The 20352-nt window shown below is 64.6% G+C and carries 20 protein-coding genes; 14 read left to right on the forward strand and 6 right to left on the reverse strand.

Annotated features, from left to right (window positions below; all coding sequences use genetic code 11):
• Positions 1 to 36 precede the first annotated feature (36 nt).
• Complete coding sequence (locus tag ABIA90_RS27735) at positions 37 to 219, reverse strand: hypothetical protein (RefSeq protein WP_354120655.1); 183 nt, start codon at positions 217 to 219, stop codon at positions 37 to 39.
• Positions 220 to 299: 80 nt separating this feature from the next.
• Between ABIA90_RS27735 and ABIA90_RS27740 the strand changes: the two genes are divergently transcribed.
• The 5 genes from ABIA90_RS27740 to ABIA90_RS27760 all read left to right on the forward strand — a co-directional run bounded on the left by ABIA90_RS27740 (position 300) and on the right by ABIA90_RS27760 (position 6470).
• A complete protein-coding gene (locus ABIA90_RS27740; RefSeq protein ID WP_502916667.1) occupies positions 300 to 1025 on the forward strand; it encodes a FecR family protein in 726 nt (241 codons plus the stop codon).
• Positions 1026 to 1169: 144 nt separating this feature from the next.
• Positions 1170 to 1943: a tetratricopeptide repeat protein gene (locus ABIA90_RS27745; RefSeq protein ID WP_354120654.1), complete on the forward strand. Its 774-nt coding sequence runs from the start codon at positions 1170 to 1172 to the stop codon at positions 1941 to 1943.
• A 36-nt stretch (positions 1944 to 1979) separates the two neighbouring features.
• Positions 1980 to 2174, forward strand: a complete 195-nt coding sequence (locus ABIA90_RS27750) for a hypothetical protein (RefSeq protein WP_135214595.1) — start codon at positions 1980 to 1982, stop codon at positions 2172 to 2174.
• 231 nt (positions 2175 to 2405) lie between these two features.
• The gene (locus tag ABIA90_RS27755; RefSeq protein ID WP_354120653.1) at positions 2406 to 6152 is read left to right on the forward strand and encodes a tetratricopeptide repeat protein; all 3747 of its coding nucleotides are present in this window, start codon (positions 2406 to 2408) and stop codon (positions 6150 to 6152) included.
• Between the two features lie 81 nt (positions 6153 to 6233).
• Positions 6234 to 6470 (forward strand): hypothetical protein, encoded by a 237-nt coding sequence (locus ABIA90_RS27760; RefSeq protein ID WP_028148501.1) that lies wholly within the window; start codon positions 6234 to 6236, stop codon positions 6468 to 6470.
• A gap of 161 nt (positions 6471 to 6631) precedes the next feature.
• Here ABIA90_RS27760 and fliP read toward each other — a convergent pair whose 3' ends face one another.
• Complete coding sequence (gene fliP, locus ABIA90_RS27765) at positions 6632 to 7387, reverse strand: flagellar type III secretion system pore protein FliP (protein ID WP_354120652.1); 756 nt, start codon at positions 7385 to 7387, stop codon at positions 6632 to 6634.
• Positions 7384 to 8364, reverse strand: a complete 981-nt coding sequence (locus tag ABIA90_RS27770) for a flagellar biosynthetic protein FliO (RefSeq protein WP_354102234.1) — start codon at positions 8362 to 8364, stop codon at positions 7384 to 7386. The genes fliP and ABIA90_RS27770 overlap by 4 nt, the downstream gene beginning before the upstream one ends.
• Positions 8365 to 8714: 350 nt before the next feature.
• On the opposite strand from ABIA90_RS27770, the gene flgB reads away from it, so the two are divergent.
• The 9 genes from flgB (at position 8715) to atzF (ending at position 17828) form a co-directional block, all read left to right on the forward strand.
• Entirely contained in the window at positions 8715 to 9119 is a 405-nt protein-coding gene (gene flgB, locus ABIA90_RS27775) for a flagellar basal body rod protein FlgB (protein ID WP_063195431.1), read from the forward strand.
• Between the two features lie 94 nt (positions 9120 to 9213).
• On the forward strand, positions 9214 to 9639 hold the full coding sequence (flgC, locus tag ABIA90_RS27780; protein WP_028148498.1) for a flagellar basal body rod protein FlgC: 426 nt from the start codon (positions 9214 to 9216) through the stop codon (positions 9637 to 9639).
• A 16-nt stretch (positions 9640 to 9655) separates the two neighbouring features.
• Positions 9656 to 9964 carry a flagellar hook-basal body complex protein FliE gene (gene fliE, locus ABIA90_RS27785; protein WP_008142413.1) on the forward strand — a complete coding sequence of 103 codons (309 nt, stop codon included), beginning with the start codon at positions 9656 to 9658 and terminating at the stop codon, positions 9962 to 9964.
• 172 nt (positions 9965 to 10136) lie between these two features.
• On the forward strand, positions 10137 to 10400 hold the full coding sequence (fliQ, locus tag ABIA90_RS27790; RefSeq protein ID WP_014494021.1) for a flagellar biosynthesis protein FliQ: 264 nt from the start codon (positions 10137 to 10139) through the stop codon (positions 10398 to 10400).
• A gap of 17 nt (positions 10401 to 10417) precedes the next feature.
• The gene (fliR, locus tag ABIA90_RS27795; protein WP_028148497.1) at positions 10418 to 11188 is read left to right on the forward strand and encodes a flagellar biosynthetic protein FliR; all 771 of its coding nucleotides are present in this window, start codon (positions 10418 to 10420) and stop codon (positions 11186 to 11188) included.
• A 7-nt stretch (positions 11189 to 11195) separates the two neighbouring features.
• Positions 11196 to 12275, forward strand: coding sequence for a flagellar biosynthesis protein FlhB (gene flhB / locus ABIA90_RS27800; protein ID WP_063982289.1), 1080 nt, complete (start codon positions 11196 to 11198; stop codon positions 12273 to 12275).
• 154 nt (positions 12276 to 12429) lie between these two features.
• Complete coding sequence (gene cckA / locus ABIA90_RS27805; RefSeq protein ID WP_354120651.1) at positions 12430 to 15012, forward strand: cell cycle histidine kinase CckA; 2583 nt, start codon at positions 12430 to 12432, stop codon at positions 15010 to 15012.
• A gap of 229 nt (positions 15013 to 15241) precedes the next feature.
• Positions 15242 to 16273: a Tim44 domain-containing protein gene (locus tag ABIA90_RS27810; protein ID WP_354120650.1), complete on the forward strand. Its 1032-nt coding sequence runs from the start codon at positions 15242 to 15244 to the stop codon at positions 16271 to 16273.
• Positions 16274 to 16442: 169 nt separating this feature from the next.
• A complete protein-coding gene (gene atzF, locus ABIA90_RS27815) occupies positions 16443 to 17828 on the forward strand; it encodes an allophanate hydrolase (RefSeq protein WP_354120649.1) in 1386 nt (461 codons plus the stop codon).
• A 10-nt stretch (positions 17829 to 17838) separates the two neighbouring features.
• Here the strand turns inward: atzF and ABIA90_RS27820 are convergent, their stop codons facing one another.
• From ABIA90_RS27820 to ABIA90_RS27830, 3 genes are all read right to left on the reverse strand, one after another.
• Positions 17839 to 18564, reverse strand: a complete 726-nt coding sequence (locus tag ABIA90_RS27820; RefSeq protein ID WP_071917346.1) for a Crp/Fnr family transcriptional regulator — start codon at positions 18562 to 18564, stop codon at positions 17839 to 17841.
• A gap of 90 nt (positions 18565 to 18654) precedes the next feature.
• Positions 18655 to 19494, reverse strand: a complete 840-nt coding sequence (locus tag ABIA90_RS27825) for an ABC transporter ATP-binding protein (protein WP_354112796.1) — start codon at positions 19492 to 19494, stop codon at positions 18655 to 18657.
• A gap of 20 nt (positions 19495 to 19514) precedes the next feature.
• The gene (locus ABIA90_RS27830; protein ID WP_354112797.1) at positions 19515 to 20339 is read right to left on the reverse strand and encodes an ABC transporter permease; all 825 of its coding nucleotides are present in this window, start codon (positions 20337 to 20339) and stop codon (positions 19515 to 19517) included.
• Between the last annotated feature and the right edge of the window lie 13 nt (positions 20340 to 20352).

Here is a 20352-nt window from a genome sequence, read left to right on the forward strand (position 1 = left end):
CGCCCTATGCCGCCGCTTCTTGGCCGGCTTGCCGCGTCACGCGATCGGGAACAATTTTGTGCCGGCAACCTCAGCCATGCCCGCTAAAAAGTTGTCGTTTCTGAGAATTCCGCCCAGGCTGATCACGGCAGAATTGCTGTCGTTTCGCCTGACGATACCGCTTTCAGCGCTAAAAGCTGTTTGAAATTGCCTGGCGCGGATAGTGACTCTTTTGGACACGGCGATCAGCCATTCGGATTACCCCGGAATAACCATTTTGGCTGTCGTGGTTTGCTGTGGCTGGTCTGCCATTATCCCCGATGGCTTTCGTCGGCGCTGTCGGGGCCGTTCGGATGCTCGAGGATCATATCTTCGAAAAGGAGGAAGCCATGGGCACTCGTGCAGCGATTGTTCTCGTGGCAGGTCTCGTCCTTGCGCTGGCCGCTTCGTCACCCCGCCCGGTTCAGGCGCAGGACGATTCCCCGCGGCGTGCCGTGCTGGACTCGTCGTCAAAGCCGATCGGGAAAGTTGTGACAGCCGATGGCTCGGTCATCATCGAGCATGCGGGCGCCGCCATTGTCCAGGCAAACGTCGGGGGCGAATCCATCCAGACGAAGATCGGTGATCTCGTCTATTTGGGCGATTTGGTTCGAACCGGTGCCGACAGTCGGGTCGGCATCAACTTTGTCGATGGAACTTCGTTCAACTTGTCGAGCAACGCCCGCATGACATTGGACGAATACGTCTACGAGCCGGGTGGAAAGTCCAATTCGACAGTCATCAACCTGACCAAGGGTACGTTCGTTTTTGTTGCCGGCCAGGTTGCGAAGACCGGCGACATGAAGATCGAAACGCCGGTCGCGACGATGGGCATTCGAGGCACCACACCTCACGTCGAAATCTCGGACGACGGAACCACCAGGTTTTCCACTCTCATCGAAGAGGGCAAGAACAAATATACGAAGAAGCCCGGCGCTGCGGGGACACGCCAACCCGAGCAAAGGGCCGAGCAAAGGCTCAATCTGAACATCTGCCGCGGCTGCTAGAGAATTGGTCCGAGCCCGTGCAATCGCCAGATCTCAGAAGATCGGGAGCCTGACATGAAACCAGGATCCTCCGTTGCCGAAGGCGGACTGGCGCTTGTCGTCCTGATGTTGGTCGGCTTGCCGGTCGTGGCCCAGAACTCCAGCGTGAAGGACAGCTATCTCAGCAATATCGAACTGTGCAACGGAACGGGTACCACCTCGCTCGATGCCCGGATCGGTGCCTGCACGACTTTCATACAGGCGCGGCCAGATTCGACGGCAGCTCTGGCAATCGCGTACAACAATCGCGGCAACGCCTACACGGCAAAGGGCGACTACGACAGCGCCATCAGCGATTTCGATCAGTCGATCGCACTCAATCCGACATACGCAAAGGCCTTCAACAACCGCGGCGTGGCTCACTTGAGGAGACGCGAATATGAGCTCGCGATCGAAGCCTTTGATAATGCGATCAAGCTCGATCCCGGCTATGGCGCTGCCTTCGTCAACCGCGCCGGAGCCTACCTGAAGAAAAACGACCACCAGCGCGCGGCGCAGGATTATGACGAGGCAATCCGTCTCCAGCCCGCCTCGCAGGCGGCATGGAGCGGACGATGTTGGACCCGTGCGGTTCTCGGTGCCTCGCGAGAAGCGCTGGAGGATTGCGACCGAGCGCTTCAATCGGGATCGACCCGCGCTGCCGTGTACGACTCGCGTGGGCTGATCCACCTGAAGATGGGTGAGTTCGGTGCGGCGATCGATGACTACAATTCTGCCCTGCGAGCCGCCCCGGAATTGGCGAGCGCGCTGTTTGGCCGCGGGCTTGCCAAGCTGAAGCAAGGCGATGCGATCGGCGGAAAATCTGACATTTCGACTGCAAGGACAATTCAGAAGAACATCGGCGACGAGTTCGCGCGTTATGGCGTCGATTACGACTGAGTTGGCTCGGTGAGGCGGAACGAATCGGAGGTGAATATGGATGCAAGGTTCGCGCTCATTCAAGCTCACGACGATAGCATTCGCCGCTATCAGCGGTTGTTGAACACACAGCTGACCGATCTCGAGCGTGAGTACATCGAGAGCCGAATCTCGGAAAAGCGATTGACCTTGCAGTCAATTCGCGAAGCGCGAGGCAAGTTGAATGCCTTGCCGGCCAATCGCGGGGTTTGATTGGCATTCCTGACGGGTGCGGACGACGAGGTGTTAACACCTCCTTAACCACTTGCTCTCCAGATTTCGAAGCACGAACGCCCGCGCCCGCAAGCAGGCGTCGCGACGCACTGTGCCGGATGAATTCGTCATTACAGCATTAACAAGTCCTTAATTGGCAAAACCTACAGTCGACGGCACGGGCCGGCGCCAGTGCCGGCATGGACCGCCGAATTGGAAGAAACGCCGCCAATGGCGCAGAAGGCTGCCGCTGGATTTATGTCGCGAGCCCGCGCTTTGGCGCGAGGGCTGTCGCGTCATGTCCGCAAGGCACCCGCGCTGGCGGCCTGCCTGCTCATCGGCCTCGGTGCGCCCGCCCGCGCCGCCGATGTGGTCCGGGGCGAGGCGACTTTCTCGGCCGGTGGCGGCTTTGCCCGTCTGGTGATCAAGCTCGGCGAGGACGTTCCCTCCGAGGTGACGACGGCCGGCTCCATTCTCATCATTCGCTTCGACCGGGCGGTCGACGTTCCCGTCGATCGCGTTCCGGAAGGTGCGCCCGACTACGTCAATTCTGCCCGCCGCGATCCCGACGGCAGCGCCATCCGCCTGTCGCTGGCGCGGCGCGTCACCGTCAACACCATGAATGCCGGCGAGCGCACCTTCATCGACCTCTTGCCGGAGGGCTGGAAGGGACCGCCGCCAAGCCTGCCCATGGACGTGGTCAAGGAACTGGCCGAGCGCGCGCGCGTCGCCGAACGGGCCTTGCGAGCCCAGCGCGCCGCGGCAGAGACCAAGAAGCGTCCGCAGATCCGCGTGCGCGCCTCGGTGCAGCCGACTTTCGTGCGCTTCGTGTTCGAGATGCCCGACGGCGTCGGCGTGTCCTCCGTGCTCAATGAGCAGAAGCTCACGCTCGCGTTCAATGCCGGCCTCAATTTCGATCTGGCGGACGCCGTCGTCGCCGCGCCCCCGAATGTCGCCTCGATCAAGCAGAAGTCCGACATCGACCAGACCAGTGTCGAGATCGCGCTGATCGGCGATTCGGACGTGCACTCCTTCCGCGACGAGAAGAATTACGTCGTCGACGTCTCCTTCCAACCCGACAAGGGCAAGACCGCCGCGACGGCTGAGGCGGTGATCGCGCAGGCGAAGCCTGCGGCCCAAGGCCATGGACCGGCTCCGGAAAAGCCGGCGGCCGAGAAGCCGAAGGAGGTCCATCGCGAGATCGCACCGCCGACGTCCGAGACGATCGCGCGCGAAGCCAGGATCGAAGCCAAGATCGAAGCGAAGCCCGAGGTGAAGCCGGAAGCTCCGGCGGCGATGCCGCCGGCCGAAGCACCGAAGCCTGCGCCGGCTCCAGCGGCCGAAGCACCGCATGCCGCGGAACCGCCCAAGGACGTGTCGAAGCCTGCGGCGCCGGCAACGGAAGCTGTGGTCGCGCCCGTCAAGCCCGCTATGTCCGAAGCGCCCAAGGAGGTCGTGAAGGAGGCTGCGAAAGAGCCGGTCAAGGACAGCGTCAAGGCCGCACCTGCCGAGGCGCCGGCCGCGCCGCAGCCCACCGTGGCCAGCGTCGATGTCCGCCGCGACAGCGATGGCTTGCGCGTGATCTTCCCGCTTCAGGTGGCAACGCCTGCGGCGGCGTTCCGCCGCGGCGATACGGTGTGGCTGGTGTTCGATACGCCGAAGCCGATCGACGTCGAGGCGATCCGCAGTCGGGGCGGTGCGATGATCGGCGAGGTCAGTCGCATGCCGCTCGACAAGGGGCAGGCGGTCCGCATCCGTCTCACCCGGCCGCTGGTCTACTCGCTGACGAGCGAGGAGGTCGGCAAGGAGACCAATTGGCTCCTGACGCTCGCCGACAAGATCCAGGCGACGCCGCTGCCGCTGATGATGTCGCGCAACATCACCGACCCTGCGCTCGCCAATATCGCGATCCCCTTCGCCAATCCGGGCCTGTTGCACAAGCTGACCGATCCCGACGCCGGCGACACGCTCTATGTCGTGACCGGGCAACGGCCGGTGCGCGGCTTCATCAAGCGGCAGGATCTCGTCGATCTCTCGCTGCTGGAATCCGCGCACGGCATCGCGATCCGGCCGAACTCCGACGAGGTCGGCGTCGAGGTCGGATCCGACAAGGTCATTCTCGGCAAGAAGGGCGGACTGACGCTGTCGCCGGTCGATATCTCCGCCGAGCGCGCGCCGACCGCGGTGCGGCCGGTCTTCAGTCCGGAAGGCTGGCGCAAGGGCCAGTCGGAGGATTTTTGGACGCGCCAGGGCAGTTTGATCACGGCGATCGCAGCCGTCGAGCCGGCACAGCGCTCGCTGCCGCGGCTCGATCTCGCGCAGTTCTACATGTCGCGCGCCATGTACCACGAAGCCAAGTCGGTGACCGATCTGATGCTGGCCGATCCCCTCAACAAGGAGGAGAGCGGCGCGCTGATCATGCACGCGATCGCGAACATCTTGATCGGCCGGCCAGCGCAGGGCTTGAAGGACCTCGCCAATCCCGTGATCGGCAACAGCCACGATTCCCAGCTCTGGAAGGCGCTCGCCTATGCGCGCCAGGGCAAGTGGGCGGATGCGCGTGAGAAGTTCAAGAACGTCGAATTCGCCATCGCCTCGCTGCCGATCGACATCCAGCGCATCGTGACGATGGAAGCGATGCGTGCCTCGCTCGAGGTGAAGGATTATGCCGGCGCCTCCAAGCGCCGCAGCGAGATCGAGGTGGTCGGCATATCGCCAGAGGCGGCGCCTGGCTTCGCCGTGCTGCGCGGCCGGCTCGCCGAGGCGCTCGGCCACGACAAGGACGCGCTCGACGACTACAAATTCGCGGTCGCGTCGACCGATCGTCAGGCGGCGGCCGAGGCGAAGCAGCTCGAAGTGGCGCTGCGGCAGAAGCGCGACGAGATCAGCAAGGAAGACGCGCTGCGTGAGCTCGAGACGCTGTCGATGACCTGGCGGGGCGACTCGATCGAGGTCAAGACGCTCCAGATGCTGTCGCAGATATATGCCGAGAACGGGCGCTACCGTGACGCGCTCAGGGCGGCGCGCACCGCGACAAGGCTCCAGCCGAACGCCGAGGCCTCGCGTCAGGCGCAGGACCTCGCCTCCGACCTGTTCACGCAGATCTTCCTGGGGCCCAAGGGCGACGAGCTGCCGCCGGTCGAGGCGCTCGGGATGTTCTACGAGTTCCGCGAGCTGACGCCGATCGGCCGCCGCGGCGACGAGCTGATCCGCCGCCTTGCCGACCGTCTCGCCTCGATCGACCTGCTCGACCAGGCCGCCGAGCTGTTGCAGTACCAAGTCGACCATCGCCTCGAAGGTGCAGCCCGCGCCCAGGTCGCCGCGCGCCTGTCCATGATCTACCTCGCCAACCGCAAGCCCGACATGGCGATCTCGGCGCTGCGCGCGAGCCGCATCAGCGATCTCTCCGGCGAGCTGCGGCAGCAGCGGCTGCTGCTGGAGGCGCGCGCGCAGAGCGACGTCGGCCGCCACGATCTCGCGCTCGACATCGTCTCCAACGTTTCCGGACGCGAGGTGCTCCGCCTGCGCTCCGACATCTTCTGGGCGGCGCGGCGCTGGCGCGAATCCGCCGAGCAGATCGAGCTCTATTACGGCGACCGCTTCCGCGACTTCAAGCCGCTCAACGCGGTCGAGAAGAGCGACATCATCCGCGCCGCCGTCGGCTATGCGCTCGCTGACGACTCGATCGGCCTGTCGCGCTTCCGCGAGAAATATGCGCCGCTGATGAGCGAGAGTGCGGACCGGGTCGCCTTCGACATCGCGAGCAAGCCGGCAGCGTCCTCCAGCGCCGAATTCGCCGAGATCGCCAAGCTCGCTGCCAGCGTCGACACGCTCGACGGCTTCCTGCGCGAGATGAAGCAGCGCTTCCCCGACGCAACCGCCCGCGCGCCCGCCTCGCCGCAAGCCAAGGACGAGGCCGACCACACCGGCTCGCTGCCCACGATCCCCGTCGTGCGGCAGATCAAGATGACGCGATAGGAACCCTGCTACCACGAGGCCTCTCGACAGGTGCCCGTTGAAGCGGCAACCTGCGCGTCTTCATGCCGGGAGAGCGTCGATATGAGCAAGCCTGCCAAGACCGAAGCCGAACTCATCGCCATGGCGCGGGCCGAATTGAAGGTGCATGCCGATGGTCCGGATGACCTCGTCATCTCGATTGTCCGCGACGGCGACAGCTGGGAATTCCGCGCCGATGCCGACCAGGCCGCGACGGATAAGCCGGGCTTCCCCGAAAGCGTCGCCATGTTGGTGCAGATCGGCGATCACCTCAGCAAGCAGTATGACGTGAAGGGGTAGGGCGCTGTCGACGCCGTCTCACTGTACGCCACGTTCTCGGTGTCATCGCCCGACTTGATCGGGCGATCCAGTATTCCAGAGACCGCAGTGATGAAATCGAAAGGCTGCGGCGTACTGGATGCCCCGGTCAAGCCGGGGCATGACGGCGGATGGAGCCGCAGTTATCCGCCCCCGTAACTCTGCACCAGGCTTCCCGCCACCAGCGACCAGCCATCGACCAGCACGAAAAAGATCAGCTTGAACGGCAGCGAGATCGTTGCGGGCGGCAGCATCATCATGCCCATCGACATCAGCACGGAGGCGACGACGAGGTCGATGATCAGGAAGGGGAGAAACAGCAGGAAGCCGATTTCGAAGGCGCGCTTCAACTCGGAGATCATAAAGGCGGGGACGAGGATGCGCAGGGCGAGGTCATCCGGCGTGGCCGGCGGCGGCTCGCCGGAGAGATCCAGGAACAGCTTGAGGTCCTTCTCGCGCACGTTCTTCTGCATGAAGCCGCGCAAGGGGACGGAAGCGCGCTGGAGTGCGTCCTCGACGCCAAGCTGGTTGGCGACGAGCGGGCGGATGCCTTCGTCGTAGGACTTCTGCAGCACAGGTCCCATCACGAAGAAGGTAAGGAACATCGCGAGCGCGATGATCACCGAGTTCGGCGGCGCGGTCGCCGTGCCCATCGCGGTGCGCAGCAGCGACAAGACGACCACGATGCGCGTGAATGACGTCATCATGATCAGGATCGACGGCGCGATCGACAGCACCGTGAGCAGCGCGATGAGCTGGATCGCGCGCTCGGTGACGCCGCCCCCCTGGCCGCCGAGATTGATGCTGATGTCCTGCGCATGCGCAGGCATCGCGAGCAAAGCCGCGGCGATCAGGACAGAAAGAAAAACAACTCTACGCGGGAGGGCCGGCAGCCTCACGAAGACGGCTTCGGACGGCCGAGCAGCGAGGCCATCTCGTCTTCGAGATTTTCAAAGCTGGTCTTCTCCGCGGCCGGCTTTGCGGGCGGAGCCGGGGGGGCCGGCGGCTCGCTGCGTGCGGCTCGGGGCGGCGGTGGCGCGGGCGGCTCGGGCGCAACCGGAGGCGCGACCGTCTCGCCGGCGGGGCGGCGCAGCGCGGCTTCGAGCCGCTGCGCCATCTCGGCGAGATTCTGCTCGGCGTTCGAGGGCGCGGCAGGAGCGGGGGCCGGCGGCGGAACTGGCGGAGCCTGCGGCACGGGCGGAGGAGGCGGTGGCGCGGCCGCGCGCTCGGCGCGCACCGGGGGCACTTTCACCGGCTCGGTCTGCCGCGGGGGACGTGGCATCAGCGGAGGCTCGTTGCGGGCGATGCGCGGCGGAACCGGCTCGGGGCGTGCCTCGCGCTCGGGGCGCGGCGGCAGGATCGGCTCAGGCGGAAAGCCGGCCAGTGGCGGTTCGTTGCGGCGCTCGGCCAGCGCGGGAGCGGGCCGGCGTACCTCGTCGGCGAAGGAGGGACGCGGCCGCGGCGGCGGCTCGGGCATTTGCGGTTCGGGATGATCGAGCAGTTCGGGCCGCGGAGCTTCGTCGGTCCAGCTGCTGGTATCGGGCATCGGGGCAAGGCGCGGCGGCTCGGCGGCATTGGAACGCTGCGGAAGCTGGTCGCGGCCGGGCGCGGCGCGCACGATATTGGGCTCGACGACGATGTCGGTGGGGCCGCCAATCATCAGGAGATGCTCGACATTGTCACGCCGGACCAGCACCAGGCGGCGCCGGCCATCGACCGCGGCGGCATCGATCACGGCAAGCCGGGGCATCCGGCCGCGCTGGGTGTTGGCACCGAGCCGGCTGCTGGCGAATCGGCGAACCAACCATGCGGCGACGCCGATCAACGCCAGAACGACGATGAACGCCACGATGAAGGTGATTGGGCTGCCTTGCATACTTGTCCCCGACAAATGGCGCTTTTCTCGTGCCCATGGTCAGACGCGCCAACCATCGGCGTGGGATGCCCCAAACTGCGATTTCTTAACGTCCCACGGCAAGTTTTGCCGTCCCCAGCTCTTAATAACCTATGAATCGCTCGATCCAAAACGACTTCTTGGCCTGTGCATGGCTCGCCAAACGGTTGGGTTAATGCCGCTTTTGGATGCGTAGAATCACGGGGGGCGCAAAGTGGTGTTCCATCAAGGGACATGCATCGACGCCATCTTTAACCACCTGTTAACCATACACGCGGCAAATTCTGCCTAGCTACGGGCCTCTGGTCCGAGAGGCGGAAGGAGCCGCAACGATGTCCATCAACGACCTCCCGGTGCTGTCGGCGCTTCGCACCAAGATGCAGTGGCACCAGGAACGCCAGCGCGTCCTGTCCGAGAACGTCTCCAATTCCGACACGCCCAAATTCCGGCCGCGCGACCTGGTCGAGCCGAAGCTCGACAAGGCGGGAGCGGTCACGGGCTCGATGGGCCCCCTGGCGCTCACCCGCACCAGCGGCTCCCACATGACGCCATCCGGCGCGGCCTCGGGCTTCGACCAGAACAGGAATGCGGGTTTCGAGACCCGTCCCGCGGGCAACGCCGTCAATCTCGAGGAGGAGATGATGAAGGCCGCCAGCAACCAGATGGACTACGCGGCGGCGACCTCGCTCTATTCCAAGAGCCTGCATCTGCTCAAGACCGCGATCGGCAAAGGCTAGAGCATGATCCGGAAAAGTGTGCGGCGGTTTTCCCTCGCGACAAACGCGGAGCGTTTGCGCGGAGATCATGCTCAAGAGCTAAGGGAAGCGCATCATGGCGAATGACAGCAGCGACTTTGCCCGCTCGATGGCGATCGCGACCTCCGGCCTGCGCGCGCAGGCCGGGCGCATGCGGGTGATCTCGGAGAACATCGCGAACGCGGATTCGACCTCGCAGACATCAGGCGGCGATCCCTACCGGCGCAAGGTGCCGACCTTCTCCTCCGCGCTCGACCGCACGCTCGACGCGCAGGTCGTCACCCTCGGCAGGATCAAGCCGGACCAGTCGAACTTCCGCACCAAATACGAACCGAGCAATCCGGCCGCCGATGCGACCGGCAACGTCAAATATCCCAACGTGAACTCGGTGGTCGAGATGACCGACATGCGCGACGCGCAGCGGTCCTACGAGGCCAATCTCAACATCATCAGTGCGACGCGCCGGATGATCCAGCGCACGCTCGACATCCTCAAGAGCTGAACAGGACAATTAAGCCATGGCATCACCGACAATCGCAGCCAATGCTTATGCCAACCTCGCCCGCGTGCTGGAGAACAGCGGCGCCGGCAAGGGCAGCGAAGCGAGCGGGCAGTCCTTCGCGTCGCTCCTGAAAGACGCTGTCGGCAGCGTCATGGAGTCCGGCCGCAAGTCCGACGCGCAGACGGTGGCGATGGCCGCCGGCAAGGCCAACGTGATGGACGTGGTGACGGCGGTCGCCGACACCGACGTCGCGGTGTCCACGCTGGTCTCGGTCCGCGACCGCGTGATCGCGGCATATGAAGACATCATGAAGATGCCGATCTGATTTTTGGCGCCCGCGCTCGCCCCAATCGTCTTTGCGAGCGCAGCGAAGCAATCCAGAAACTTTCCGCTGGCGGCAGTCTGGATTGCTTCGCTGCACTCGCAAAGACGGGGATAGGCCTTTGCTTCGCTCGGAACAGCGGTGAGGAGGCGAGAGATGAACAAGGAATTCTGCAATGACCGGACCTGAAACCCTCGACGTCGCGCGTGACGCGATCTGGACCATCGTGATCGTGTCGTCGCCGCTGATGGTGGTCGGCCTCGTGGTCGGCGTCGTCGTGTCGCTGTTCCAGGCGCTGACGCAGATCCAGGAGCAGACGCTGATCTACGTGCCGAAGATCCTGGCCATCTTCGCCACGATGCTGCTGGCGCTGCCGTTCATGGCCGACGCACTCCATTCCCACATGATGCGGATCTCGTCGCGAATCATCGGCGGCTGAGGCACAATGCGCCCGTCATGCGCATCGACGTCTCGCTGCTGCCGGCGCTCGCCGCTTCCTTCATGCTCGCCTTCGCCCGGGTCGGTGCGATGGTGATGCTGTTGCCGGGGCTGGGCGAGACCAACATTCCGACGCGGATCAAGCTGGCGATCGCGCTGCTGCTGACGCTGATCATCCTGCCGCTGCATCGCAACGCCTACCACGTCGACATGGGCTCGATCGCGCCGCTGCTGGTCATGATGCTGCATGAGATCGTGATCGGCATCGTGCTGGGGGCGACCGCGCGCGTGACGTTGTCGGCGCTTCAGGTCGCGGGCGCCGTGATTGCGCAGCAGATGGGGCTCGGCTTCGTCACTTCGGTCGATCCGACACAGGGACAGCAGGGCGTGCTGGTCGGCAATTTCCTGACCATGCTCGGGGTGACGCTGCTGTTTGCCACCGACAGCCATCATCTGGTGATCGCCGCGCTGAACGACAGCTACACGATCTTCGCGCCCGGCGAGACCGTATCGAGCGGCGACGTCGCTTCGCTGGCGACGCGCGCCTTTGCCGCCGCGTTCAGCCTGGGCTTGCAACTTTCCGGACCGTTCCTTGTGTTCGGCCTCGTCTTCAACATCGGGCTCGGCGTGCTGGCGCGGCTGATGCCGCAGATGCAGGTCTATTTCGTGGGCGTGCCGCTGTCGATCTTCGTGGGCTTCCTGGTGCTCGCCGTGGTGCTCACCGCGATGATGGGCACGTATCTCGACTATTTCATCGGTGTGATGCACCAGATGATGCCGCTCAAATAGGTGATCGATGGCAGACGACAACGATCCCGACAGTCAAACAGAAGACCCGACACAAAAGCGTCTCGAAGAGGCGCTCGAACGCGGCGACGTCGCCAAGAGCCAGGAGATCAACACCTGGTTCATGATCGCGGGCGGCACGCTCGTGGTCTCCACCTTCTCGGGCTCGGTGGGCAGCGGGCTGGTGACGCCGATGCGCAACCTGCTTGCCAATTCCTGGATGATCAAGACCGACGGCAGGGCTCTGCTCGCGCTGATGCAGCAGATCGAGGTCGCCGTGCTCGCGGCGATCGGCGTGCCCCTGCTGATGCTGGTGCTGGCGGCGATTGCCGGCAACGTGCTCCAGCACCGCCTGGTCTGGTCGGCCGAATCCCTGAAACCCAAATTCAGCAAACTGTCGCCGGCCGAGGGCCTCAAGCGGATCTTCGGCAAGCAGGCGGCCGCGAACTTTCTCAAGGGGCTCGGCAAGCTGATCGTGCTCGGCGCGGTCATGACCGTAGTCCTGTGGCCGGAGCGTCATCGCATGGAGGCGATGGTCAGGCTCGATCCGGCCGCCATGCTGGGCGCCAGCACCAGCCTGACCATTCATCTGCTCGGCGCGGTGGTCGCGGCGCTCGCGATCATCGCCATTGGCGACTATTTCTTCCAGTATCGCAGCTGGTTCCAGCGGCAGAAGATGTCGCTCCAGGAGATCAAGGAAGAGTTCAAGCAGTCCGAAGGCGACCCGCACATCAAGGGCAAGCTCCGGCAATTGCGCCAGCAGCGCTCCAAGAAGCGCATGATGGCGGCGGTTCCCAAGGCCTCCGTGATTATCACCAACCCGACCCACTATTCGATCGCGCTGTCCTACGAGCGCGGCATGTCTGCGCCGATCTGCGTCGCCAAGGGCGTCGACAACCTCGCCTTCAAGATCCGGGAGATCGCGCGCGAGCACGACATCCCGATCGTCGAGAACGTGCCGCTCGCCCGCGCGCTCTACGCCACCGTCGAAATCGACCAGGAAATCCCGACCGAGCACTACCATGCAGTCGCCGAGGTCATCGGTTACGTCATGCGGCTGAAGCAGGGATTCGGCGCCGGACGCGGATAAAATGCCCGAAAAGTACCGGAAATGGCCGTAATCTGGGAATCAGCGTACCTTTCGCCCTTGCTGCCCTTGCGCCTGCGGGTCCGATTCAGGCAGGGAGGACCCCACGCGCCCCGTAGCGCGTTGATTCTCTGCCGACAGGCTGTGCCAGCTTGAAATGACTGCCGAGACCGACCACGACCTCACACGCGAGCCCGTTGCGGCGCACGAGCCGTCGCCGCGCTCGGGCAGCATTGCGCTGGTGCTGCTGGTGGCCGCCGGCCTCGTCGCCGTCGCCGTCGGGCTGATGACGCTTGGGCGCGCGCAGGCGCAGCCCTATATCCTCGGCATCCTCGCTGTGCTGGCGATGGTCGGCCTGTTCAACCTGTTCGCCTTCGCCGCCGGCATCATCCGCTTCGTCGACCGCAGTCTCGACGATCCCGTGATGGGGCGCATTGCCGACCACGCCTTCGACGGCCTGGCCGTGACCGATCCCCGCGGCCACGTGGTCTATTCCAACGCCGCCTATCTGACGCTCACCGGCGCCAGCGGACCGCAGGAGGTGCGGCCCGTCGAGCGCGTCTTCATCGGCAACCCCGACGTCTCCGAAGCCGTGTTCCGCCTGCTCAAGGCCGCGCGCGAAGGAAAACGGCAGCAGGAAGAGGTGCGCATCTCCGGCCATGACGGCAGCCAGGGCCGCTGGCTGCGCATGCGGGTGCGCCCGCTTGGCACCGGAAAGCGCGAGGCGAAATACGCGGTGTGGTCGATCTCCGACATCACCCGCGACCGCGAGCGCCAGGAGGACGTGTTCCAGGAACTCCAGCACGCGATCGAATATCTCGATCACGCGCCCTGCGGCTTCTTCTCGGTCAATCCGGCAGGCGAGCTTGCCTATGTCAACGCGACGCTGGCGAACTGGCTCGATTACGATCTCGCCGAGATCGGCTCGGGCGGGCTGAAGCTCACCGACATCGTCTCCGGCGATGGCGCCTCGCTGCTTACCGGCATCGTGGCGGTGCCGGGCGAGGTGAAGACGGAAGTCTTCGACATCGACCTGCGCATGCGCACCGGCAAGACCATGCCGGTGCGGCTCTATCACAAGCTCGCCTTCGGCGCCGACGGCGCGCCGGGGCCGTCGCGCACGCTCGTCATCAGCCGCGCCCGCGACGAGCGCAGCGATCCAGATCGCGCCGCCGAAGTGCGCTTCATGCGCTTCTTCGACCATACGCCGATGGCGATCGCGACCGTCGACCGTGGCGGCAACGTCGTCCGCGCCAACGCGCGCTACGCCAAGCTCGGGCAGGCTCTCGGGCTCGACAGCGCCAGCAAGTCGATCTTCCGCGCGGTCAATTCGCGCGACCGGCAACTTTTGATCGCGGCCATCAACCAGGCCGCGGAGGGCCAGGCCGACGTCGCGCCGGTCGAGGTGGCGCTTGAAGGAACCAAGGAGCGCTGGGGCCAGTTCTTCGTCACGCCGGTGGATGCGGCCGAGAACGACGCCGAAGCCGCCATCGTGCACATGCTCGAGACCACCGAGCGGCGCGCGCTGGAGAACCAGATCAACCAGTCGCAGAAGATGGAGACGGTCGGCCAGCTCGCCGGCGGCATCGCCCACGACTTCAACAACGTGCTCTCCGCCATCATGATGGCGAACGACTTCCTGCTGAACGCGCACAAGCCGACCGATCCGTCGTTCCAGGACATCATGCAGATCAAGCAGAACGCGACGCGCGCGGCGACGCTGGTGCGGCAGTTGCTGGCGTTCTCGCGGCGGCAGACGTTGCGGCCGCAGGTGCTCGACCTCGGCGATGCGCTGTCCGATCTCGCCATGCTGCTGCGCCGGCTGATCGGCGAGAAGGTCAAGCACGAGACCATCCACGGCCGCGATCTCTGGCCGGTGAAGGTCGACGTCTCCCAGTTCGAGCAGGTAATCGTCAACTTGGCGGTGAACGCGCGCGACGCCATGCCCGACGGCGGCAAGCTGATCATCCGCACCGCCAACGTCACCGCGGAAGAAGCGGCCAAGCTCGCCTACAAGGGCATGCCGGCCGCGGACTATGTGCGGATCGAGGTCGCCGACACCGGCACCGGCATCCCCGCCGATATCCGCGACAAGATCTTCGAGCCGTTCTTCTCGACCAAGGAAGTGGGCAAGGGAACCGGCCTCGGGCTCTCCACCGTCTACGGCATCGTCAAGCAGACCGGCGGCTTCATTTACGTGGACTCGGAACCGGGGCAGGGGACTTCGTTCCATATCTTCCTGCCGCGCCATCACGCCGAGCCCGAGGTGCAGGAGCAGCCCGCAGCAGTGGTCGGCGCGGCCAATGGCGCCGCGAAGGAGACCGCACCTGCGGCGGCGGAGGCCAAGCCGCGGACCGATCTCACCGGACAGGGCACCATCCTTCTCGTCGAGGACGAAGAGGGCCTGCGCGCGCTGAACGCACGCGGCCTGCGCTCGCGCGGCTACACCGTGGTCGAGGCCGAGAACGGCGTCGAGGCCATGGAGGTCCTGGAGGAACAGAGCGGTGCGATCGATCTCGTCGTCTCCGACGTCGTGATGCCCGAGATGGACGGCCCGACGCTGCTGAAGGCGATGCGCGAGAAGAATCCCGACATCAAGTTCATCTTCGTCTCCGGCTACGCCGAGGACGCCTTCGAGAAGAGCCTGCCCGAAGGCCAGCAATTCGACTTCCTGCCAAAGCCGTTCACGCTCAGCCAGCTCGTGGCGGCCGTAAAGGAGACGATGGCAAAGGCGGGATGACGGCGACTACCACTGTCGATTTGCGAGAGTTCCTCGAAATGACGAGGAAAAAGCGGCATTCCTGTCGTAAACCCGCCGGTAACCCGCGACCGCAGTTCCTCCGACTCCCCGGCCAAACCCCCGCCAAATATGGGCTTTTGCCACATCCCCGCGACTGAGGGCCGCAGCCATAAGTTCCGAAACCGGCTTCACTTTTCGGGAAGTCTGCCCATCTTAGGAGCACGTCCCCATGCCGGGGATTTGGGAAACGCACATGACTTTCTCGCAACGCTCCCGCACTCTCTTCAAGACCCTCGCCGTCATGCTGGCGCTTGCGCTGCCGACTGCGCTGGTGATTTCGTCCGCCGACGCCCGCGTCGGTGGTGGCATGTCGTCGGGTTCGCGCGGTTCGCGCACCTATTCGGCGCCGCCGTCGACCACGACCGCGCCGGGCTCGACCTCGCAGTTCAACCGCACCTATACCCAGCCGGGTGCCGGCATGAATTCGGCTGCCGCCGCACCCGCGCGTGGCGGCCTGTTCGGCCGCGCCGGCGGCTTCATGGGCGGCCTTGCGGCCGGCTTCCTCGGCGCAGGCCTGCTCGGCATGCTGTTCGGCGGCGGCCTGTTCGGTGGCCTCGGCGGCCTGTCGTCAATCATTGGCCTGATCATCCAGATCGCGCTCGTGGTGTTGGTGGTGCGGCTGGCGATGTCCTGGTGGCAGCGCCGCCACTCGCAGCAGGCGGCCTATGCCAATGCTGATGCAGGCAGCGGTCAGGGACCGCAGCCGAACTATCGCAGCGGCCTCGGTGGCGGTAGCGTCGGTGGTGGAATTGGCGGTGGTCTCGGCGGCTTCGGCTTCGGCGGCGCCAACAACGCGCCGCTCGAGATCAAGCCGGATGACTATGAGGCGTTCGAGCGCCTGCTCGGCGATGTCCAGGCCGCCTGGTCGAACGAGGACGTGGCCAAGCTGCACACGCTCGCGACGCCGGAAATGGTCTCCTATTTCGAGCAGGACCTCGGCCAGAACCGCGCGCGCAACGTCGTCAACAAGGTGACCAACGTCAAGCTGTTGCAGGGCGACCTCGCGGAAGCCTGGCGCGAAGGCGAGACCGAATACGCCACGGTGGCGCTGCGCTTCGCCCTCACCGACAAGACGCTGGACCGCAACAGCGGTGCGGTTGTCGCCGGCAGCGAGCAGCCGGGCGAGGCGACCGAGATCTGGACCTTCGCCCGCCGCCCGGGCAGCGGCTGGGAATTGTCGGCGATCCAGCAGACCAACTGATCGTACGCAGATTAAAGACCAGGGCGTCGTGCTTCGGCACGGCGCCCTTTTTCTTTGAGCCGCTTATATCCTGATACGGCCGACCATTTTGCGCGAAGCACTTAATTGCTTGTTGCCCGCGCAGAGCTCCCGCAATTTCGCGCCTGCCGGTTAGAGAGGGAGATATTCGGTGAGCCAGTCTGTCGCGCGCTCCAGGACAAATCACGAAACCATTGCCAGGAATTCGTCCCTGCCGCTGGAGGCGATCGAAACGGCGTATGACCGGATCGAGGCCGAGCGCGATCGCAATTGCTGGATCTATCTCCGCCCCCGGGAGGAGGCGCTCGAAGCATGCCGGAAGCTCGTGGCGCGGGCGCGGACGGGCGAAAATCTTCCGCTGCTCGGCATTCCCTTTGGTGTGAAGGACAATATCGATGTCGAGGGAATGCCAACCACCGCCGCATGCCCGGCGTTCAGCTACACGCCCTGGCATTCCGCGCACAGCGTCGAACGCCTCACCGCAGCCGGCGCAATTTGCCTCGGAAAGACCAATCTCGATCAGTTCGCCACAGGCCTGTCCGGCGCGCGTTCGCCCTATGGCCCCTGCGCGTCGGTTGCCGATGCGCGCTATATTGCGGGCGGCTCCAGTTCCGGGTCCGCGGTCGCCGTCGCGGCCGGGCACGTCGCGTTCGCGCTCGGCACCGATACCGGCGGATCCGGCCGCATACCTGCCGGCTTCAACAACATCGTCGGAATCAAGCCGACCGTTGGGCTGGTGTCATCACGCGGGCTGGTGCCGAATTGCCCGACGATCGATTGCGTTTCGGTGTTCTGCAACACCGTCAGCGACGGCGAGGCGATCATCGAAATCATCGAAGGGTTCGATTTCGAAGATCCCTACAGCCGCTTGCCCCGGGCCTTTTCTTTCGCCACAGGGACGGTGCCATCCTTCCGCTTCGGCCGTATCGCGTCCGCCGATCTCGAATGCTTTGGCATGCCGGAATGCGGCGAGCTCTATGAGCGCGCCTGCGAGCGTTTCACGCAGATCGGGGGAACGGCGATCGAGGTGGACTTCGCGCCGTTCCGCCAGGCCGGGGAGTTGATGTTCAGCGGGCCCTGGGTCGCGGAGCGGCACTCGGCCATCGCTTCGCTGATGGACATCGATTCCGGCTCCCTGCTTGATGTCACGAGGACCGTGCTGGGCTCGGCCGCCGGCTATTCAGCGATCGATACATTTGGTGCCATTCACCGGCTGCACCGGCTTCGCCGCGACGCCGAGGCGATCTTTGCGGGTATCGATGCGCTGGTGGTCCCGACCGCACCGCGGCCGTTCACGCTGGAGGAGATGGATCGCGATCCGATCACCCTCAACAATCGCCTCGGCTACTACTCGTACTTTGCCAATCTGCTCGATCTCTGCGGCGTGGCGGTCCCGAACGCGACATTGCCGAACGGCATGCCCATGGGCGTGACCCTGCTGGCGCCGGCCTGGCATGATCGCGCGCTGATCGGACTGGCGCGGCGGTTCGAGGCCAGTGCAGGCCGAGCGGCGTTCGAATTGAAGCCTGGCGGCTGACGGACGGAATTTATTCCATCTCTTGCTCGAGCGTCGAAAGATCCAGGATCGAAATCACGGATCTGTCGTACTTGATCACGCCGTCCTCCTGGAGCCGCGCGAGCTGTACTGTCACCCATTGGCGGGTGGATCCGATGAGATTGGCGAGATCGCCGTGGGTAAACGGCATCCCGATGACGACCTCGCCGTCGCGCTTCACGCCGTAGACATGCGACAGGAAGATCAACAGGCTATGCAGCCGCTCGGTCACCGAGCGCGTCCCGAGCATCTGGGCCATCGCCGAATAGCATCGCGCCTTGAATGCCAGGGCATCCAGCAAGGCGACGGCGATCGCCGGCGATTCCAGCGCAAGCCGCCGCAGCGCCAGTCCCGGCATGAACGTCAACAGGCTGGGTTCGGCCGCAACCGATGACCACATGTGCGGGCCCGTTCCGAATATATCGGGGCCGCCGACGAAGTTGCCGGGAAACCAGTAGGCGAGCGTGACCTCGCGCCCCGACGGCGCCGCATAGTAGCTGCGTATGCGTCCCTCGCTGATCAGGTAGATCCCAGCCTGTGTGTCGCCCTGAGACCAAACCAGTTGGCCGGCTTCCAGGGCCTTCTCGCGTCCGATCGCGCGCAGCCGATTGCAATCAGCCCGGTTGAGACCATCCAGCAAGCCGGGCAGCGGCCTGACGAGATTGTCCGACTCGGCCAGCATCACGCCTGCCGCTATCGCGCTATTCGCCCTGTGCATCGCCGGCTCCACGGTGAGACCCGGCATCGATTATTCAAGAACCATGCCAGCGCGCTGCGGGCTGCTTCGCGATTTCCAAGTTCTGGGGGATCAGCTCGCGTCCGACTGATTGAACGCCCGCAACCCTTCCGCGCGGATGACGTCGAGACAATCCTTCTTGAGGGAAAGATAGGTTGGCTCGACCATGACAGAACTCGATCGCGGGCGCGGCAGCTTGACCGCGACTTCGCGCAGGATGCGGCCGGGTCCCGCGCTCATGATGAGAACACGGTCGGCCAGCACGATGGCCTCATCTATGTCATGCGTGACGAACACGATCGTCGCCTTGATCCGGTCGCGCAGCTCCAGCAGATTGTCTTGCATCACCGCCCGGGTCTGCGCATCGAGGGCCCCGAAGGGCTCGTCCATCAGCAGCACGCGGGGCTGATTGGCCAACGCTCGCGCGATCGCCACGCGCTGTTGCATGCCCCCGGACAGCGTGTTCGGATATGCGTCGGCGAAACGCTTGAGACCGACCATCGCGATCAGATCGTCGGCGATGGCATTCGCTTCCGTCCTGGACTTCCCAAGCATCCTGGGGCCGTGGGCGATGTTCCTGCGGACAGACTTCCATGGGAAAAGATGCGGCTGCTGGAACACCATGCCGACATCGGGTCGCGGGCTGTAGACACGCGAGCCCTCCACCAGGATGTCGCCTTCAAACGGCACCTCCAGTCCGGCGATCGTATTGAGCACCGTCGACTTGCCGCAACCGGAGGGCCCGACGATGCAAACGAACTCGCCAGGTGCCACGTCGAAGGAAACGCGATCCACCGCGATGGTCTGCCCGCGGCGGGTGTCAAAAACGATGCTCAGGTCTGAGACTTGAATGGCCGGTTGTTTCCGCGCCGATTCGACGGGGGCTGGCGAACTTGCCAGAGCCAGTTTCATGATCGATCGAGCTCCCGACATCAACGCCACCAGACAGTACGTTCTGCAAGAGCCGAAAACAGCCGGTCGGCAATGAACGAAATCAACCCGAGCGCTGCGAGCCCGCCCATGACCTGGCCCGTTTGCAAATTCTGCTGCGCAATCTCGATCCTGTAGACGATGCCGGCGAAAGCGCCTGCGAGTTCGGCGGCGACAAGCGTGTAAAACGAGATGCTGACGGCGGTGCGCAACCCGACCACGATGTAGGGAAGCGCGCCCAGCAGCACGATCTCCTGGAGCATCTGCCGCCGGGGCGTGCCGAGCATCAACGCCGCCCGAATCAGGCCGCGATCGACCTTCTGCACGCCGATGTGGGTCGAAAGCCAAACCGTGAAGAACACGCCCCATACGACGAGGAACAGTTTTCCCGCCTCCGACAGGCCGAACCACAGGATGACAATCGGCACGAAAGCAATCGGCGGAATTGGCCGCAGGATGTGGAATAGCGGGGACAGCAAGCTCGAAACAACAGGGAATTGGCCGGTAAGGATACCGAGCAGGATGCCGAGCGCGCCGCCTAAGATGAACCCCGTGGTGACACGAAAGAGGCTGGCCAGCAGATCGCCAAGGAACTGTCCGCTTCGTATCCACTCAAGGACCGCTGCAGCAACCACCGTCGGCGGCGGAAACAGCACCATGTTGACGGCCCCGGAACGAGAGACCAGTTCCCAGAGGCCGATGAACAGGGGAAGCGAAAGCGCCCCGACCAGAATATTGAGGCGGCGAAGACGAGCTGAATCCGGCCGCCGACCGCGACCGTCGGTGCGGAGAGCAATTTCTTGTCCTGCTGAAGTGCCGTCCTGCATGGCTGTGCGGGTG

The sequence above is a fragment of the Bradyrhizobium sp. LA6.8 genome (genome assembly GCF_040547935.1).
Lineage (GTDB): Bacteria > Pseudomonadota > Alphaproteobacteria > Rhizobiales > Xanthobacteraceae > Bradyrhizobium > Bradyrhizobium barranii.

What these genes read in the sequence shown, in the direction of transcription:
- ABIA90_RS27740 (WP_502916667.1), top strand. Translation starts at nt 300, where the DNA reads ATGGCTTTCGTCGGCGCTGTCGGGGCCGTTCGGATGCTCGAGGATCAT.
- ABIA90_RS27750 (WP_135214595.1), top strand. Translation starts at nt 1,980, where the DNA reads ATGGATGCAAGGTTCGCGCTCATTCAAGCTCACGACGATAGCATTCGC.
- ABIA90_RS27755 (WP_354120653.1), top strand. Translation starts at nt 2,406, where the DNA reads ATGGCGCAGAAGGCTGCCGCTGGATTTATGTCGCGAGCCCGCGCTTTG.
- ABIA90_RS27760 (WP_028148501.1), top strand. Translation starts at nt 6,234, where the DNA reads ATGAGCAAGCCTGCCAAGACCGAAGCCGAACTCATCGCCATGGCGCGG.
- ABIA90_RS27770 (WP_354102234.1), bottom strand. Translation starts at nt 8,364, where the DNA reads ATGCAAGGCAGCCCAATCACCTTCATCGTGGCGTTCATCGTCGTTCTG.
- flgB (WP_063195431.1), top strand. Translation starts at nt 8,715, where the DNA reads ATGTCCATCAACGACCTCCCGGTGCTGTCGGCGCTTCGCACCAAGATG.
- flgC (WP_028148498.1), top strand. Translation starts at nt 9,214, where the DNA reads ATGGCGAATGACAGCAGCGACTTTGCCCGCTCGATGGCGATCGCGACC.
- fliE (WP_008142413.1), top strand. Translation starts at nt 9,656, where the DNA reads ATGGCATCACCGACAATCGCAGCCAATGCTTATGCCAACCTCGCCCGC.
- fliQ (WP_014494021.1), top strand. Translation starts at nt 10,137, where the DNA reads ATGACCGGACCTGAAACCCTCGACGTCGCGCGTGACGCGATCTGGACC.
- fliR (WP_028148497.1), top strand. Translation starts at nt 10,418, where the DNA reads ATGCGCATCGACGTCTCGCTGCTGCCGGCGCTCGCCGCTTCCTTCATG.
- flhB (WP_063982289.1), top strand. Translation starts at nt 11,196, where the DNA reads ATGGCAGACGACAACGATCCCGACAGTCAAACAGAAGACCCGACACAA.
- cckA (WP_354120651.1), top strand. Translation starts at nt 12,430, where the DNA reads ATGACTGCCGAGACCGACCACGACCTCACACGCGAGCCCGTTGCGGCG.
- ABIA90_RS27810 (WP_354120650.1), top strand. Translation starts at nt 15,242, where the DNA reads ATGCCGGGGATTTGGGAAACGCACATGACTTTCTCGCAACGCTCCCGC.
- ABIA90_RS27820 (WP_071917346.1), bottom strand. Translation starts at nt 18,564, where the DNA reads ATGCACAGGGCGAATAGCGCGATAGCGGCAGGCGTGATGCTGGCCGAG.
- ABIA90_RS27825 (WP_354112796.1), bottom strand. Translation starts at nt 19,494, where the DNA reads ATGAAACTGGCTCTGGCAAGTTCGCCAGCCCCCGTCGAATCGGCGCGG.
- ABIA90_RS27830 (WP_354112797.1), bottom strand. Translation starts at nt 20,339, where the DNA reads ATGCAGGACGGCACTTCAGCAGGACAAGAAATTGCTCTCCGCACCGAC.